This window comes from Helicobacter sp. MIT 00-7814 (assembly GCF_003364115.1).
Lineage (GTDB): Bacteria > Campylobacterota > Campylobacteria > Campylobacterales > Helicobacteraceae > Helicobacter_F.
The window spans coordinates 43,556-59,756 of record NZ_NXLL01000006.1 but is presented as its reverse complement, the minus strand read 5'-3'; the positions used below and the strand labels follow the sequence as shown (position 1 = coordinate 59,756).

General features: G+C 39.8%; 16 protein-coding genes. 6 read left to right on the top strand and 10 right to left on the bottom strand.

The features are described from left to right. Positions 1 to 6 precede the first annotated feature (6 nt). A complete protein-coding gene (gene fliS / locus CQA49_RS03015) occupies positions 7 to 396 on the top strand; it encodes a flagellar export chaperone FliS (protein ID WP_115574489.1) in 390 nt (129 codons plus the stop codon). A gap of 3 nt (positions 397 to 399) precedes the next feature. Next, the gene (locus CQA49_RS03010) at positions 400 to 642 is read left to right on the top strand and encodes a hypothetical protein (RefSeq protein WP_115574488.1); all 243 of its coding nucleotides are present in this window, start codon (positions 400 to 402) and stop codon (positions 640 to 642) included. Positions 643 to 697: 55 nt separating this feature from the next. Here CQA49_RS03010 and CQA49_RS03005 read toward each other — a convergent pair whose 3' ends face one another. The 5 genes from CQA49_RS03005 to CQA49_RS02985 form a co-directional block, all read right to left on the bottom strand. Then, entirely contained in the window at positions 698 to 1,909 is a 1,212-nt protein-coding gene (locus CQA49_RS03005; protein WP_115574487.1) for a BspA family leucine-rich repeat surface protein, read from the bottom strand. A 21-nt stretch (positions 1,910 to 1,930) separates the two neighbouring features. After that, positions 1,931 to 3,355 carry a BspA family leucine-rich repeat surface protein gene (locus CQA49_RS03000; RefSeq protein ID WP_115574486.1) on the bottom strand — a complete coding sequence of 475 codons (1,425 nt, stop codon included), beginning with the start codon at positions 3,353 to 3,355 and terminating at the stop codon, positions 1,931 to 1,933. A gap of 18 nt (positions 3,356 to 3,373) precedes the next feature. Continuing rightward, positions 3,374 to 4,729, bottom strand: coding sequence for a BspA family leucine-rich repeat surface protein (locus tag CQA49_RS02995; protein ID WP_115574485.1), 1,356 nt, complete (start codon positions 4,727 to 4,729; stop codon positions 3,374 to 3,376). A gap of 81 nt (positions 4,730 to 4,810) precedes the next feature. Beyond that, positions 4,811 to 5,500 (bottom strand): YiiX/YebB-like N1pC/P60 family cysteine hydrolase, encoded by a 690-nt coding sequence (locus CQA49_RS02990; RefSeq protein ID WP_181882595.1) that lies wholly within the window; start codon positions 5,498 to 5,500, stop codon positions 4,811 to 4,813. A gap of 25 nt (positions 5,501 to 5,525) precedes the next feature. Continuing rightward, positions 5,526 to 5,936 (bottom strand): DUF4878 domain-containing protein, encoded by a 411-nt coding sequence (locus CQA49_RS02985; protein WP_115574483.1) that lies wholly within the window; start codon positions 5,934 to 5,936, stop codon positions 5,526 to 5,528. A gap of 159 nt (positions 5,937 to 6,095) precedes the next feature. On the opposite strand from CQA49_RS02985, the gene CQA49_RS02980 reads away from it, so the two are divergent. The 4 genes from CQA49_RS02980 to CQA49_RS02965 all read left to right on the top strand — a co-directional run bounded on the left by CQA49_RS02980 (position 6,096) and on the right by CQA49_RS02965 (position 11,055). Continuing rightward, positions 6,096 to 6,470, top strand: coding sequence for a DUF1104 domain-containing protein (locus CQA49_RS02980; RefSeq protein ID WP_115574482.1), 375 nt, complete (start codon positions 6,096 to 6,098; stop codon positions 6,468 to 6,470). A 33-nt stretch (positions 6,471 to 6,503) separates the two neighbouring features. Next, positions 6,504 to 7,214 carry a response regulator transcription factor gene (locus CQA49_RS02975; RefSeq protein ID WP_115574481.1) on the top strand — a complete coding sequence of 237 codons (711 nt, stop codon included), beginning with the start codon at positions 6,504 to 6,506 and terminating at the stop codon, positions 7,212 to 7,214. Then, the gene (locus CQA49_RS02970) at positions 7,204 to 8,403 is read left to right on the top strand and encodes a HAMP domain-containing sensor histidine kinase (RefSeq protein ID WP_115574480.1); all 1,200 of its coding nucleotides are present in this window, start codon (positions 7,204 to 7,206) and stop codon (positions 8,401 to 8,403) included. The genes CQA49_RS02975 and CQA49_RS02970 overlap by 11 nt, the downstream gene beginning before the upstream one ends. A gap of 129 nt (positions 8,404 to 8,532) precedes the next feature. Further along, positions 8,533 to 11,055: a hypothetical protein gene (locus CQA49_RS02965; protein ID WP_115574479.1), complete on the top strand. Its 2,523-nt coding sequence runs from the start codon at positions 8,533 to 8,535 to the stop codon at positions 11,053 to 11,055. On the opposite strand, the gene CQA49_RS02960 is transcribed toward CQA49_RS02965, so the two are convergent. Genes CQA49_RS02960 through CQA49_RS02940 form a run of 5 tightly spaced genes read right to left on the bottom strand, consistent with a single transcriptional unit; the run spans position 11,052 to position 16,201 of the window. After that, positions 11,052 to 12,197, bottom strand: a complete 1,146-nt coding sequence (locus tag CQA49_RS02960) for an ABC transporter permease (protein WP_115574478.1) — start codon at positions 12,195 to 12,197, stop codon at positions 11,052 to 11,054. The two genes, CQA49_RS02965 and CQA49_RS02960, sit on opposite strands and share 4 nt — an antisense overlap. Positions 12,198 to 12,199: 2 nt before the next feature. Then, positions 12,200 to 13,501 (bottom strand): ABC transporter permease, encoded by a 1,302-nt coding sequence (locus CQA49_RS02955; RefSeq protein WP_220271719.1) that lies wholly within the window; start codon positions 13,499 to 13,501, stop codon positions 12,200 to 12,202. Beyond that, positions 13,498 to 14,298: an ABC transporter ATP-binding protein gene (locus tag CQA49_RS02950; protein WP_115574477.1), complete on the bottom strand. Its 801-nt coding sequence runs from the start codon at positions 14,296 to 14,298 to the stop codon at positions 13,498 to 13,500. The genes CQA49_RS02955 and CQA49_RS02950 overlap by 4 nt, the downstream gene beginning before the upstream one ends. Then, positions 14,295 to 15,206, bottom strand: coding sequence for an ABC transporter ATP-binding protein (locus tag CQA49_RS02945; RefSeq protein ID WP_115574476.1), 912 nt, complete (start codon positions 15,204 to 15,206; stop codon positions 14,295 to 14,297). Before CQA49_RS02945 ends, CQA49_RS02950 begins: the two co-directional genes overlap by 4 nt. A 23-nt stretch (positions 15,207 to 15,229) precedes the next feature. Further along, complete coding sequence (locus tag CQA49_RS02940) at positions 15,230 to 16,201, bottom strand: HlyD family secretion protein (protein WP_181882594.1); 972 nt, start codon at positions 16,199 to 16,201, stop codon at positions 15,230 to 15,232.

Below are 16,201 nucleotides of genomic sequence, written 5' to 3'. Positions count from 1 at the left end.
GACACAATGAGAAGCAACAACGCCTATAATCTGTATCAGCAAAGTGCTGTAATGGTAGAATCTCCGGTTAAACTTGTGGAGATGTTGTATGAAGGGATTTTGCGTTTTTGTGCGCAGGCAAAGCGCTATATGGAAGCAGGCGACATTGAGAAAAAAATCTACTACATTAACCGCACGACTGATATTTTCACAGAGTTGCTAAATACCCTTGATTACGAAAAAGGCGGCGATGTGGCTGTGTATCTCACAGGGCTTTACACGCATCAGATTAAACTTCTCACACAAGCAAATGTCACTAATGATACAAGCAAAATTGATATTGTTACAAATGTCGCAAGAGGCTTGCTTGAGGCATGGCGCGAAGTCAATGCGCAAGAGCTTTTGCATATGGATTAATTTTTGAATTTACAAACTACGCGCTGGCTTGATGAGCTCAAAATCGCACTTTTGCAAAAGGACGAAAAGCGCGCGTTTGAACTCTCAATAAATCTCCCAGATGATCTTTCACAAACCCCTTTAGAATCTAAGCTTCAAGCAAGAGAGCTACTTTCTCAAGTTATCAAACTTTTAGAGCAAAAAAAGCAAGAAAGCAAGCACGCAATGGAGCAAATCCGCGCCGCGCAGGCGTTTTTACAAAACTAATATTTACTGCAATTTCCGCGCGTTTAGATTCTAAAAAACGCTTATTAAAGCCTTTTTATCTCATTATCGGCTTATTTTTTTTATCAAATAATTGACTGCCATAAAACATGCACTCCATATTCCCCGCGCTGCTAGTATCCCACATGGTAAGCGGGTGGTTAAATCTATAAGCTTCATAAAACATATATGCAAAAGACTTTACTTTTGAGACATTCCATTTATCTAAAGGCTGATTAAAACTCTTTGCACCTTTAAACATAGAAACCATACTTACCACATTGCTTGTATCCCAATCATTAAGGCATTGATTAAACGCGTGCGTTTCCTTAAACACAGCCTCCATTTTTGTAACCTTGCTTGTATTCCAAGTCCTTATATCGCGGTTAAATGCCTCCGCGCCTTCAAACATAGAGCTTATATTTTTTGCCTTGCTTATGTCCCATTTATAAAGGGCTTGATTGAATTTCTCTGTTTTTTTAAACATCGCTTCAAAGTTTTTTACTTTGCTGACATTCCACCCGCTTATATCTTGGTCAAAGCTCGCCGCAGAGCAAAACATATCGCTCATATCCTCCACATTGCCAACATCCCATTTATCAAGTGGGCTATCAAATCTACTTGCACCATTAAACATACCAGACATATTTTTTACTTTGCTTACATTCCATGAATTTATATCTTGGTTAAACTTCACCGCATTGCAAAATATATTACTCATATCCTCCACATTGCTGACATTCCAGTTATTAAGTGGTCTGTCAAATTTACTTGCACCTTTAAACATGCCAGACATATTTTTGACATTGCTGACATTCCACTCACTTATATCTTGCTTAAACTTCGCCGCATTACAAAACATATTACTCATATCCTCTACACTGCTTGTATCCCAGTTATCAAGTGGGCTATCAAATTTACTTGCACCTTTAAACATGCCAGACATATTTTTTACTTTACTGACATTCCATGAGTTTATATTTCTGTCAAATTTCTTTGAATCCGCAAACATTTTACTCATATTTGTAACATTACTCGTATCCCACGCGCTTATGTTGTGGTTGAAATATTTAGCCCCATAAAACATAGAACTCATATTTGTAACATTACTCACATTCCACTTTTCAATCCCGCTAAAATCATCTTCCCAGCTATTGAAAAAAAGCCCACTCATATCAGTAATAAGGCTAGTGTCAATCTCGCCTAATGGGACTTCTTTATATAGCAAGTCTTTAAGCTCGTATTTATTTTTTGGCGTATATTTACTCATTTTTTCTCCTTAAATTCTATCTTAGCGCGTATTTTGTATGCGAGTGATATACCATTGTGGTAGTTCTTTCATACTGGTGTCTTTAAATGTATCCATTAAGTGCATCCGGGTGCTCGTCTCGCCTAGCTTATCTCCCCAAGTATCAATATTTTGATTAAATTTCTTTGCGCCCTCAAACATTCTTGTTATATTTGTAACTTGAACGAGCTCCCATTTATCTAAAGGCTGGTTAAATTCCTTTGCACGCACAAACATACCTCTTACTTCTTCTACATTGCTGACATCCCAGTCATTAAGCGGTTGATTAAATTCGTATGCACTCAAAAACATTCCCCGCATAGTTTTTACTTTTCTTACATCCCATTTATCAAGCGGTTGGTTAAAATCATACGCACACGAAAACATAGATTCCATATTCTCTACTTTGCTAACATTCCAAGAGTTAAGTGGTTGGTTAAATTTTGATGCGCAGTCAAACATTTCTCTCATATTTGTAACATTGCCAACATCCCAAGTATCTATATTTTGGTTAAAATTTTTTGCAAAATGAAACATCCACACCATATCTTTTACCTTGCCTGTGTTCCATTTACCAAGTGGCTGATTAAATTCTTCTGCATATGAAAACATACTTCCCATATCCTCTACGCTACTGACATCCCAGTCATTGAGCGGTTGGTTAAAAACTTTTGCATGGTGAAACATTCCTCCCATATTTTTTACCTTGCCAACATTCCAAGAGTTAATGGGCTGGTTAAATTTATATGCGTAGTGAAACATGCACCTCATATTTGTAACGCTGCTTGTATCCCATTTATCAAGTGGCTGGTTAAAAGCTTCTGTGAAGGAAAACATGTTCTCCATATTTTCCACCTTGCCGACATTCCAAGAGTTAATGGACTGGTTAAAAACTGGTGTCATATAAAACATTTCAAACATATCTGTAACGCTGCTTGTGTCCCAAGAATCTAATGGTTGGTTAAAAGATTGAGCGTTGCAAAACATAGAACGCATATTTTTTACTTTGCCTACATTCCAAGAGTTAAGCGACTGGTTAAATTTCCTTGCACTGCAAAACATTTCTTTCATATTTTCTACATTGCTAACATCCCACTTATCAAGTGGTTGGTTAAATCTTCTTGCACCCTGAAACATAGATTCCATATTTTTTACTTTGCTGACATTCCATGAGCTTATATTGTGGTTGAAATACACCGCATCATGAAACATATTATGCATATCCTCTACATTGCTCGTATCCCAGCTATTAATGCCCGCAAACTTCTTGCGTCTGCTTTGTCTAAAAAGATTACTCATATCTGTAATAAGACTTGTGTCAATCTCACTTAAATCCAACTCAAAGTCATCTAAAATCACCTGTAGTTCAAATTTGTCCTTTGGCTTATACTTTGGTGGGTTCTTTAGTTTTTGTGTTTTTGTTGCCATTTTTGCTCCTTTTTTGTTTTAGTTTTTATCTTTCCAGCTTGTTTCTTGTAGTATTTTTCGCCATTTTTCATCGATTTGCTTGTCTCTTATTTCATGTTCTCTACACCATGTAGGTTTTTTTGCCTCTGGCATACATGAACATTCAAATATACAATACATATGTTTTACCTTAGATACATTCCATGATTCCAAGTCTTGAGAAAAATCCTTTGTGCCAAAAAACATCCACTCCATATTTTCTACATTGCTAACATCCCATTTATCAAGCGGCTGGTTAAATCTATATGCGTGCTCAAACATATGGCCCATATCTGTAACATTACTCACATCCCATTTATCAAGTGGGTGGTTAAATCTGTATGCACTCTTAAACATACCAGACATATTTTTTACCTTGCTGACATTCCATGAGCTTATATCACGATTGAAGTAATAAGCATTACTAAACATATTATGCATATCCTCTACATTGCTTGTATCCCAACTTTCAATCCCCTTATAAGATCTGCGTCTGCTAGAAGCAAAAATCCCACTCATATCAGTAATAAGGCTCGTATCAATCTCATCTAGCTTTATTTCCTTATCATTTGCAAGATCTTCTAAAGCTGCTTTGCTTTTGGGCTTGTATTTTTCCCCTTTTTTCCTACCTTCCCTTAGCTCTTTTATCTCTTCATCTAGGGATTTTTGGGCTTCTTGTTCTGCTAAGATAATGTTTTTTTCCCTTTCTGTTAGGTTTTCTATTTTTCTATGAAACCATTTTGGGCGCACTTGCCGGCTGTTATCAAACATATTGTTAGTTTTTACATGTGGCTTTACTTCCCAGCTATCAAGATTTTGATTAAAAGAACTTGCGGAAGAAAACATTCCCGTCATATCATTTACCTTGCTAACATTCCATTTATCAAGTGGCTGATTAAAGGATTGCGCTCCTGCAAACATTCGATACATTAGTTTTACATTGCTGACATCCCAGCTATTTAGTGGTTGGTTAAATTGAGTATGCGCAAACATTTCGCCCATGTTTCTAACCTTGCTAACATTCCAATTATTTAGCGGCTGATTAAAATCAGAAGCATGGCAAAACATACCGCACATATCTACAACATTGCTAACATCCCACGCGCTTAAATCCTCATTAAATCCCTCGCAGTAGTAAAACATAAAGCTCATATCTGTAACATTACTCACATCCCAAGTCTCAATGCCTTCAAAACTTTGACGCAATCTCTGCTGAAAAAGCCTACTCATATCAACAATAAGGCTCGTATCAATCTCATCTAGCTTTACTTCTTCATCCTCTAGAATCTCCCATAACTCAAATTTGTCCTGTGGCTGGTATTTTTTTCCCGAATTTGTAGGTTTTGACTGTGCCATTTTTGCTCCTTAAACTTTTCATAAAGGGAGCAATTCTACCATAAGTAGAAAAAAAAAAAAAATAAGCATTTGGGATTTTTTCTAAAAATTTTCTTTCACTAGCCTAAAAGGTAACACAATTTTTTCAAAGTCGCTATTTTCATAAAAAGCCTGCGGGAATAAATATTCCCCAGAAATTATAGGCGCTGAAATTTGCGTGTAAGGCAAAGAGATTGACATATGTTTTGCAATGAGAGTTTCTAAAAAGCTCGTGCAATACAACCTCGAATCGCTTGTATCAAGCACAAAAGCGCGGTGCAAATGCTCTTTAGAATCCATTGCTAGCATTTCTCGCATGCTTTGTGGGGCTTTTAATCTCAAAAGCGCAAAAACCTTGCCTTGCTCCAAAAACTCTTCTAATGGGCTTATGATGACTTGATTTGGGAAGTTTGGATTATCATCAGTGGTAGCGTGGATTATCAAAAATGGATTTGTAGAAACCACCATTCCAATGTGTGAAAAAAGCGAATCGCTTAAACGCGCGATTACCACGCTTTCGGTATTGCGCCCTTTGCGCAAAATAAAATCACCAGATTCTGCATTTTGAGAGAGAATCTCCACTGCTTGAGAAGTAGAAAATGCCGGAAGCTCATCAGTAGTATTTTGAGAGTTTATAGAAGTAGAAAAATAAAGCGCGCCAAAACAGATGAAACAGATTCCCAGCACAAAAAGCCCGATAATCACAGGCTTTTTGAATGAAAATAAGAATCTTAAAAATCCGCGCGCCTTCACTTTGTGAATTTATATATCTAAAGCCTTATTTAAAAACGACTTTCCAGCCATCTTTTGTATATCTAAGACTTGCATGATCTGATTTGACTGTGTCATCTTTAAAAGTCACTTCAAGCATCACACGCGCAGTTTTTGGCTCGCCCTCTGTGATATCTATTTTGGTAGCTTTGATACTTTTCACACCGCCTAATTTATCAGCTTGCTCTTTTGTGCTAGCAGCAAGCATTGTAAATTTCCCATCAAGCATTTGCTTTTCTTCATCGGTTAGCTCTTTGTCAATGTAAATGTAATCCAATGCCTTTTTCGCATCGCCTTTATCATAAAGTGCTTCCATAAAAGCCACCGCTACTTCATCTGCCTTTTTCTCACCACAACCTGCCATAAATAGCATGCCACAAAGCGCACCAAGCGCTAATAAAAACTTGAAACCTTTCACTTGTGATCCTTTCAATTTTTGGAATAAGGCGTGGATTATAAAAGTTTGGCGCTTAAAATTTTGTTAAAATAAGCAATATTCACAAAGCCTACACATTTTGCATTTACAATTCCCTTTGCAGAGTGCAAGCTTTGTAATTTTAACCCTTAAGGAGAAACCATGAAAAAGTTTCTTGCATTAATTGTTTTAGCATTTGTAAGTGTCGCTCTAAGCGCGGATTATAGTAAAAAAAGTGATAAAGAGCTTATCAGCATCGCAGGTAGTATGGAGCCAAAAGATGTGCCAAGCTATTTTCAAGAAATTGAAAAGCGCGTGGAGGAAATGACGCTCAAAGAGGCGAGGGAATTTAAAGAAAAAATCAAAGCCCAAGAGCAAAAAGTTTTTGATTCTATGAAAGTTAAAGACTTCAAAGCGCGCAAAAAAGCCATACACGAAGAGTTTGAAAAACTTTGCAAAGATAAAAAAGAAGGTTGCAAAGCACCGCATGATTTTGCGCCGCATGCTATGCCACCAAAACCACGCGACAAAAAATAACCGCGTGTAACTCTATAAAACAAGGAAGTAAGTTTGACAAAGATTCTACTTTTGGAAGATGACTTTGTGCTTTCTGAGATTCTTTGCGAATTTTTAGAAGAGCAGGGCTTTGAAGTGACTTTGTGCGAGGATGCTTCAAGCGCGCTTGATTTGGCTTATCAAAAGAATTTTGATCTCTGGCTTTTGGATGTCAAAGTGCCTTTGGGGCGAGATTTTGCAAATCTTTGCGAAGAAAGTGAGAAGGTGGAAAATCCCGGATTCTCACTCTTAGAGCTTTTGCGTCAAGCGCGTAAAAATACACCCTGCATTTTTATCACTTCACTTTCAAGTATGCAGGATTTACAAAAAGGCTACAATGTCGGCTGTGATGACTTTTTGAAAAAACCTTTTGAGCTTTTAGAGCTAAATTTACGCATACAAACGCTGCTTAAACGCACATTTTCTCACAAAAAAGAAGAGTTTGAGGATTTGGGCAATGGACTGCGTTTTGAATTTATCTCCAAAAACTTATACAAGCAAGATACGATGATCCCGCTTACGCAAAAAGAGGGCAAGCTTTTAGCGCTTTTGTTGCAAAATGCAAATCACTATGTGCCAAATGAGCGCATTTTTGAGGAATTGTGGGATTTAGGACAAGAGCCTAGCGAGCTAAGCCTTCGCGCGTATATTAAGAATCTGCGTAAGCTTATCGGCAAAGAAAAGATTCTCACGCAATACAACAAAGGCTATTGCTATGTCAGCTAGCTCCAGCACAAAGACGATTGCAAAGATTCTCACGCTTTATCTTGGCACGAGCATTGTGCTTTTGTGCTGGGTGTTTTATTTTTTACACAAGAAAGAAACGCGCAATATTTTTTTGACACAAGTCGCCACCTTGCGCGAAGTCTCCACTGAAATCAATGAGATTCTAAAAAAACATAAATTTGAAGTCCAAAGCGCGCTCCCTGAAATTCTCAAAAATCACGCGGATATGTCGTTTGGGATTTTTGAGCGCGATGGTGAAGTGCTGTATTCAAGCCTTTTGGCAAACCCTGACAAAAAGCAGTTTAATGAAGGCATTTATGATGTCGGCAATAAGGTGATAATGGACCCTGAAGGCTTCCCGCATCGCAATAAACGCGTAAAATACAGAATCTTTATCCAAGATGATAAGGTGGATTCTGAAATTATGCTAAATAATATCAAGCTGGGCGCGTATTTTGTGGCTATTTTGCTTCTTATGGGCGCGGTGGCATTTGTGCTTGTCAAGCTGTTTTTAAAGCCCATAAACGCGCACATCCAGCAACTTGACACTTTCATAAAAGACGCTACGCATGAGATAAACACGCCCCTTAGCATAATTTTAATGAGTATTGAAACGCTAAAAACGCACAACCTCGAGCAAGAGGATAAGAAAAAAATTGCACGCATTAAGCTTGCTTCTTTGCAGCTAGGGCAAGTGTATCAAGCCCTTGTCGCGTCAAACTTCCCGCATAGCATCGAGCAAACGCGCAATATTTTAGAGCTAGATTCTCTATTAAATGAGCGCTTGGAATTTTTCGCGCCATTTTTTAGTCAAAAAAAATTGCAGATTCAAAGCGACATTAAGCCCACACAATTGCGCGCCAGCCGGGAAAAAATCATCACGCTTTTTGACAATCTCTTAAATAACGCCATCAAATACACAAAAAAAAGCGGACTTATCAGCCTCAAGCTAGAATCTGGACTTTTTGAAATCACCAACACAAGCGCAGGGCTTGGCGTGGTGGATACAGAGCGGATTTTTGAACGCTACGAGCGATTTAATCGAGAATCTGGAGGCTTTGGCATAGGCTTAAGCCTTGTTAAGCAGATTTGTGATGAATACAAAATCGCAATTAACGCGCAAGAGCTCATCGCACAAAATAGCGAAATAATGGTGCGCTTTAGCCTACGCTGGGGAAATGAAAGGTAGATTCTAGCTCACCACTTTTCACAAACGCATTTTCATAAATACATTTTTTTGCAAAATACGCTTTTTATCTAATTCTAGCTACAATACCGCCTCAAAAATAAATCATAGATAAACGCCAAGGACGCGCAAATGTATCCTCTAAAAATTTCTGAAGAAGAGCTTAAAAACAAAGTCGCAAGGGACTTTTTTACAGGTTTTAATCACACGCAGATTCTAGGGAGAATCGACTTTTGCATTTCCTATTCTGACAAAACGCTTTTCGAGCATATCAACTTCCTTTGGGCGGAGGCAAAAAAGGGCAAAGACAAGGACATTATAGAATCTTTCGTGCAGTTAATCCTCACCATTGGCAAAGAGCGCAGTTTTGAAGATACGCTCCCGCCACTTTTCCTAGGTGCATTTGATTGTGAGAAAATCGCCTTTATCCCCTACCACGAAGTGATGCATGTTTTTAGTCAAAATGATTTTAATTGGAATGTAACGCCCAGCGATCACACAAGCAAGGAGTTTAAACAGCTTTACACACTTACAAAAGATTTACTAGAATCTAAGCAAATGCGCTTTTATTTTGAATCTGACAGCGTGCATTTACGCGAATTTATCGCCGCAAATTTCACCCTTGAAAACAACGGCTTAAGCAAAATCCAAATCACAAAAAATAATTTTGTGAATATTTATTTGAAGTGGGTAAATGTCGTCAAGCCAGCAATTAGCATTGATTGGGATGCGGAGAGTCCATATATTTTAGATTCTGATTTTTTCTTAGCGGATTTATTGAGCTACAATAACACGACTAAAGATATTTATGAGAATCTCAAAATTCTTTTAATGAGTGATTACTATAAAGTCAAATTGGCGCAAACAACGCAAGGTGGGAAATTTTCCTTTACTGAAGTTAATTTTAACGATAGACAAAAGGCGCACACGCAGTTTTGGAATATTTATGAGCGCCCGCCAAAAGAGGAATTTTGGGATTATATATTAGAGCGACGCGATTTGCTTGTGCCCCAAGATATCCGCGAGTATAAGGGCGCATTTTTCACCCCGCGCGTTTGGGTGGAAAAGTCGCAAAGCTATCTAGCAAAAGCGCTAGGCGAAAACTACCAAGATGAGTATTATATTTGGGATTGCGCGGCTGGCACTGGGAATCTACTAGCAGGGCTAAGTGATAAATATAAAATCTTTGCCTCAACGCTTGATAGCGCGGATATTGATATTTTAAAAGAGCGGATAAAAAACGGCGCGAATTTGCTAGATTCTCATGTATTTCAGTTTGATTTTTTGAATGATAGCTTTTTTGATGAGGTGGATTCTAAGGGCACAGTGAGAAACAAATCCAAACTTCCAAAAGATTTGCAAGAGATTCTAAAAGATGAAGCTAAACGCAAAAAGCTGATAATTTATATCAATCCGCCTTATGCAGAAGCCACGACAAAAAGGACAATCGCAAGCACTGGGAAGAATAAAGATGGCGTGGCTACAACAAATCTAATTTATGAAAAATACAAAGGCATTATGAATGGTGCAAGTAATGAGCTTTTCGCGCAGTTTTTTATGAGAATCTATAAAGAATTAGATAGCTGTGTGCTAGCAAGCTTCGCAACACTAAAATATCTAAATTCCACAAATTTTATAAAATTTAGAAATATTTTCAAGGCAAAATTTTTGAAAGGCTTTATTTGTCCTGCATATACTTTTGATAATGTAAGAGGAAGTTTCTCTATTGGATTTTTGGTGTGGGATACCGCGCAAAAAGTAGAGCTTAAAAAGGTGCGCTTAGATATTTTTGAGACTGGCAATGAAAAAATAGGGGTTAAAAAGATTAATTCCAAACTTCCGCCTAGTATTAATAGGTGGATAAAAAATTATGATAAGGCGCAGAGCGGCATTGTGGGATATATGGGAAATTCTGCACCAGATTTTCAGCACAATGACCAAATTTATATTTCAAACAATAAAGGGAGTGAGCATTTTAATTTTTACAAACTTAATGTGCAAAATATATTTTTTGGCACAATATATTTTGCTGCACGCTACTGTATAAGACAAACTTGGATAAATAACAGAGACCAATTTCTTACGCCCAAAAAAGCATGGAAAAAAGATAAGGAATTTCATAATGATTGTTTGGCTTTTACTATTTTTCACAGCAAAAATCGCATCACTTCACGCGAGGGAACAAATCACTTTATCCCTTTTAGAGAAAAGGAAGTAGATTCTAAAGGCATCTTTGAAAGCCACTTTTTAAGCGATTTTATTGCGGGCAAACTCAAGGCAGATTCTCAAAATGACAATCTCTTTGGCAATGATGAAAATAGCTTTATCCCCACAAGCCCGCTTAATTTTAGCGAGGAAGCAAGCGCGGTTTTTGAAGCAGGTAAGAATCTTTGGCGCTACTACCACGCGCAAGATTTTGGTAAAAATGACATTTGGCACACAGGCGATTTTGCCTATCTCAACGACTACAATGCCAACGCCTCGCTGTATGACATAAAAGCGTATTTTCAAGGGTTTAATGAAAAAGGCAGAATGAATGCGCGAAGTGAAGATTCTCACTATAATGACTTAATCGCAAATTTGCGCTATGCGCTAGAATCTTTGGCATCAAAAATCGCCAAAAAAGTCTATGAATATGAGTTTTTGGAAAGTTAGCTTCGCTTTTTGTAGCTCATTATCGCCCAAAGGTTAAAAAACACAGCAAATATACAAAGAATCGCAAAGTTTAGCCACAGCGCGCTAAAATCGCTTCCTTTTAAAAAAATAAGGCGCAAGGATTCTATAAAATATTTTAGCGGATTGAGCGCGCTTAGAATCTGCGCCCATTGTGGCATGGATTTAGTAGAGGTGAAAAGCCCGCTCATCAAAATCAAAATAAGTATAAAAAACCAACACACAAACATCGCTTGTTGCATGGTGTTTGAATAATTTGAGATCACTAGCCCAAGTCCTGCCACCACCAGCACATACGCCATTCCAAAGGTGAAAATTAGCCCAAAACTCCCGCGTGGCGTCAGCCCATATACCAAAAATGCCAGCAAAAAGCATAAGCTCAAAATAAAAAACCCTATCAGCCAATAAGGAATGAGCTTTGAAAGGATAAAGTGAAATTTTGAAATGGGCGTGACATTGATTTGCTCGATATTCCCGCGCTCCTTTTCACCTACGATATTAAACGCGGGCAAAAACCCGCACACAAGCGTCAAAACCATCACCATAAGGGCAGGAATCATATAGATTTTATAGTTTAGATTCGGATTGAAACGATAGGTGGTGAGAATCTGCGCGCCAAAAGTATTTGAAGTATCAAGCATATTTGAAGCACTAGAAGTGGCGCGCGAGGCGGCAGCAGAGAAAATGGCAGATTCTCTTCCAAGCCCGGCACTTGTGATAATATTTGCCAAATAGCCACTGCCAAGCGCGCCTTTGGTGCTATTTATGGCGTTGGCGTAGATTCCGACATTTGCGTTTGATTCTTTTTGTAAATCTTTTTCTAGCCCATTTGGGATTTCAAGTATGATATCGCATTCCCCGCTTGAAATGCATGCGTGCGCCTCCTCCAAACTAAGCGCGTATAAAGTCGTATCAAAATAGCTAGAGCCTTCAATGGTGGAAAGTAGATTTTTAGAAGTTGCTGTCTTGTCCCAATCAAGCACGGCGAGATTTACGCCTTTTATCTCCATATTTGTAGCCCATGGGATTATCAAAATCACCGCTATGGGGAAGGCAAAAATGAGCTTTGGCAAAAAGGCATTGCGGAAAATCTGCTTAAATTCCTTTTGTATCAAAAACCACATATTTACAGCCTTATTTTAAAAGTTTTTAGGCTCACTATCAGCACCACCGCAAACATACCAAATAAAATCGCAAATTCTTTCACCACCAGCCAAAATCCAAGCCCTTCTATCATAATCTTTTTTATCCCAATGATAAACCACTTCGTAGGCACGATATGTGAGAAATACTGCAAAATAGCAGGCATACTCTCAATGGGAAACATCATGCCAGAAAACATCATAATAGGCATCATAAACACCATTCCACTAACTAGCATTGCCACAAGTTGCGTTTTGGCGAGATTTGAGACAAGAAGCCCAATGCTTAAAGTCAGCACAATATACAGCGCGCAAAAGAGCAAAAGCAAAGCCAAACTTCCAACAATCGCAATATCTAATAATGTCACGCTAATGACTAGAATCACGCCCAAAATCACGCAACTAAGCACAAAATAAGGCACAATCTTTGCGGTGATGATAAAAAGCGGTGGCAGTGGCGTGATAAGCAAAATCTCCATCGAGCCCTGCTCCTTTTCGCGCACGATAGAAATCGAAGTCATCATCGCACAAATTAACATCAAAATCATACCCATAAGCCCGGGCACGAAAGAATACGCACTTTTACCTTGAGGGTTGAAAAGCATGGTGGTAAGGGGCGTTATTTTTGCGTTTTGTGCTTGTGTGGCGCTTGCGTTTGCGTCCGCACTTTGCGTTTGTGTCGCCACCACTTGCATGGAGGGCGCGGAAGGTGTGGAGGGTGCGGACTGCGCGGAAAGAAGATTTTTAGATTCTACCAAAAGGCTTTGTGTGAAAAGATTTTGCGCGTAGAGATTTATCGTGCTTGCGTAGTTTGGATCGCTCGCATCGATGATAAACTGCGCTTTTGCCTGCCCGCGTGCTAAGTTTTGGGAAAAATTTTCATCAAAATTTAGTAGTAAATCCACTTTGTTTGTATCAAAAATGCGTTCAGATTCTGCGCCTTTTTGCACGAATGAGTGAAAGTGAAAGTAAGGATTTTGCGAAAAATGTGCGATGATTTTGCGCGCGGTAGGATCATCGCTCGCACTTGCGCTAAAATTTATGCGATTGACATCCACACTAAGTGCGAAGCCAAAAAGCAAAATCTGCATGATTGGCATCAAAAGCAAAATCATCATCGTGCGCACATCGCGGAAAATATGCAAAAATTCCTTTTTCACAAACGCCCAAAAACTCCGCAAATTGCCATTTTGTGAGAATCTCGCTTTGATTGTGGTGTGGATTCTCGCGTGCCGAAATTTTGCAAAAATAGACTCTCTAAAAGTGGATTCTCTAAAATCTATCATTCTCCGCCCCTTTGTGCGCGCCTAGCAAGGATATAAAACACCTCGCTCATAGAATCCACACCAAACGCGTTTTTAAGCTCCTTTGGCGTGCCAAGTGCTTCGATTTTGCCATCTACCATGATGCTTGCGCGGTGGCAGTATTCCGCCTCGTCCATATAATGCGTGGTGACAAAAATGCAAGTCCCGCGCGCCGCGGCTTTGTGGATGAGCTCCCAAAACTGCCGCCGCGTGATAGGATCGACGCCACCTGTAGGCTCATCCAAAAACACCACTTTTGGCGCATGAAAATTTGCCACGCAAAAAGAGAGCTTTTGCTTCCAACCTAGCGGAAGATCGCCCACAAGGACATTTTTCTTATCCAAAAAATCAAGCTCGCTTAAAAGCGCGTCAATCTTTGGCATAATCTCTTGCTTTTTCATACCATAAATGCGCCCGAACAAATAGAGATTTTCCCACACCTTGAGATCATTATACAGCGCGAATTTTTGACTCATATAGCCTATATTGCGCTTTATCTGCTCGCTTTGCGTGTAGATATTAAATCCCGCCACGCGCACGCTTCCGCCACTTGGCATACTAAGCGCGCAAAGAATCTTCATCGCCGTAGTTTTCCCCGCGCCATTTGCACCCAAAAAGCCAAATATTTCGCCCTCACGCACTTCAAAGCTAATATTATCCACCGCTCTAAAGTCGCCAAAGACTTTTGAGAGATTTTGCACGCTGATGATTGGGGGCTTTGTGGATTCTGTCAAAATGCCAGAATCCGCGGGCTTTAGATTCTCTACATGCGCGCTCATCGCACAAACTCCATAAAGCTATCTTCTATACTAGCGGGGATTTTTTTATATTGTAGATTTGCAAAATCCGCGCTTTTTAGATTCTGTAATGATTCCACAAAATACGCGATTTCAAAGCCCTTTTCAAACGCGATATGATAGCATGTGCCAAAAAGGAAGCAGGATTTTACCGCGCTTTGCGCGCGCAAGGTATCAAGTGCTTTGATTGGGATATTATAAAACTCATACAAATCGAGCGCATAATGCGTACAAATCTCGCTCGGCGTGCCGATATGCAAAATTTTCCCGCTATTTATCAAAGCGATTTTATCACATAGGCTTGCCTCGTCCATGTAAGGCGTAGAGACGATTATCGTCATTTGGGATTTTAGCGCGCGCAAAATCTCCCAAAACTCCTGTCTACTCACCGCATCCACACCAGTGGTCGGCTCATCTAAAAGTAAAATCTTAGGGTTATGAATAAGCGCGCAACAAAGCGCTAGCTTTTGCTTCATACCACCAGAGAGCGCGCCGGCTTTGCGCGATTTGAAAGGCTCTAGCATGTGATAAATATCTTTTATGAGATAGTAGTTTTCCTCGATGCTTGTGTGAAACACACAGGCGAAAAACTCTAGATTCTCTTCTACGCTGAGATCGGCATAAAGGCTGAAGTTTCCGGGCATATAGCCTATGACTTTGCGTAAATGCGCGTATTCCCTCACGCAGTCAAATCCTAGCGCGCGACAATCCCCGCTATCAGGCAATAAAAGCGTGGCGATAATGCGAAAAAGCGTGCTTTTCCCCGCGCCATCAGGTCCGATGATGCCAAAGATTTGGTTCGCGTCAATCTCTAGGTTGATGCAATCCAAAGCGCGCGTTTTGCCATAGCTTTTAGAGATATTTTCTAACGTGATGATGGGGCTTTGCATGGAATAAAACTTTTCAAAAACTTTTAGGGATTTTTAGAATCCGCGCGTTTGGATTCTATATTTTTAGAATCCGCGCCCTTAGATTCTGTATTTAGCAAGCGCACTTCGCCATAACTACCAATTTTTAGCAAGCCATCATTTACCACATCGATTTTGACCGCATAAACGAGATTTTTGCGCTCATCTTTTGTCATTATCGTTTTGGGTGTGAATTCCGCATTTGAGGCAATCCAGCTCACCACGCCTTCATACACGCGGCTACCTTCGCCATAATCGCTCACCACCTCGACTTTATCGCCAAGCTTTATGCGCGTGATGTCTGTGTCGATAAAATACGCCTTGAGCCGCAGCGTAGCGAGATTAGCGATTTTGAAAAGTGGCTTGTTTGGCGTGGCGATTTCCCCGCTAAAAGCGTATTTTTCTAGCACCACGCCATTTTGCGGTGCGCTCACCCGCGCTTTGCTAATCGTATCTTGCAGGATTTGGGCTTGCAGGTTGATTTGCGTGATTTCGCGCTCGATTTGCTTATTTGTCTGCTGCATTGACTGCAGGCTAGAATCTAGCTGTTTTTGCAGCAATGAAACCTGCGCGCTTGTGTCATCGAGTGCCTTTTTGGTGCTGGCATTTTCGCGCACAAGCGATTTGGTGCGCTCTTTTTCGCGGAGCGCGGTTTTTAGCTGGTCGCGCAGGGGTGCAAGTTGCGTGTCTATATCGATTTTTTTAGATTCTAGCGTGGCGATTTGTGCTTGCAAAAGCGAGGCTTGAAGCTCTAGCTGTGTGGTGTCAATGCGCGCTAGCACATCGCTTTTTTTTACTATATCGCCTTCTTTTACCGCGATTTCTAGGATTTTCCCGCCAACTTCAGAAGCTACCAAAACTTCATCGCTTTGGAATATCCCCATCGCATCGGCTTTTTTCTTATCCCCGCAAGCGAGGAAAAACACCGCCAAAAATACCGCAAAAAGCGCGAGGGAAGTTGTTTTAAATATTTTCAT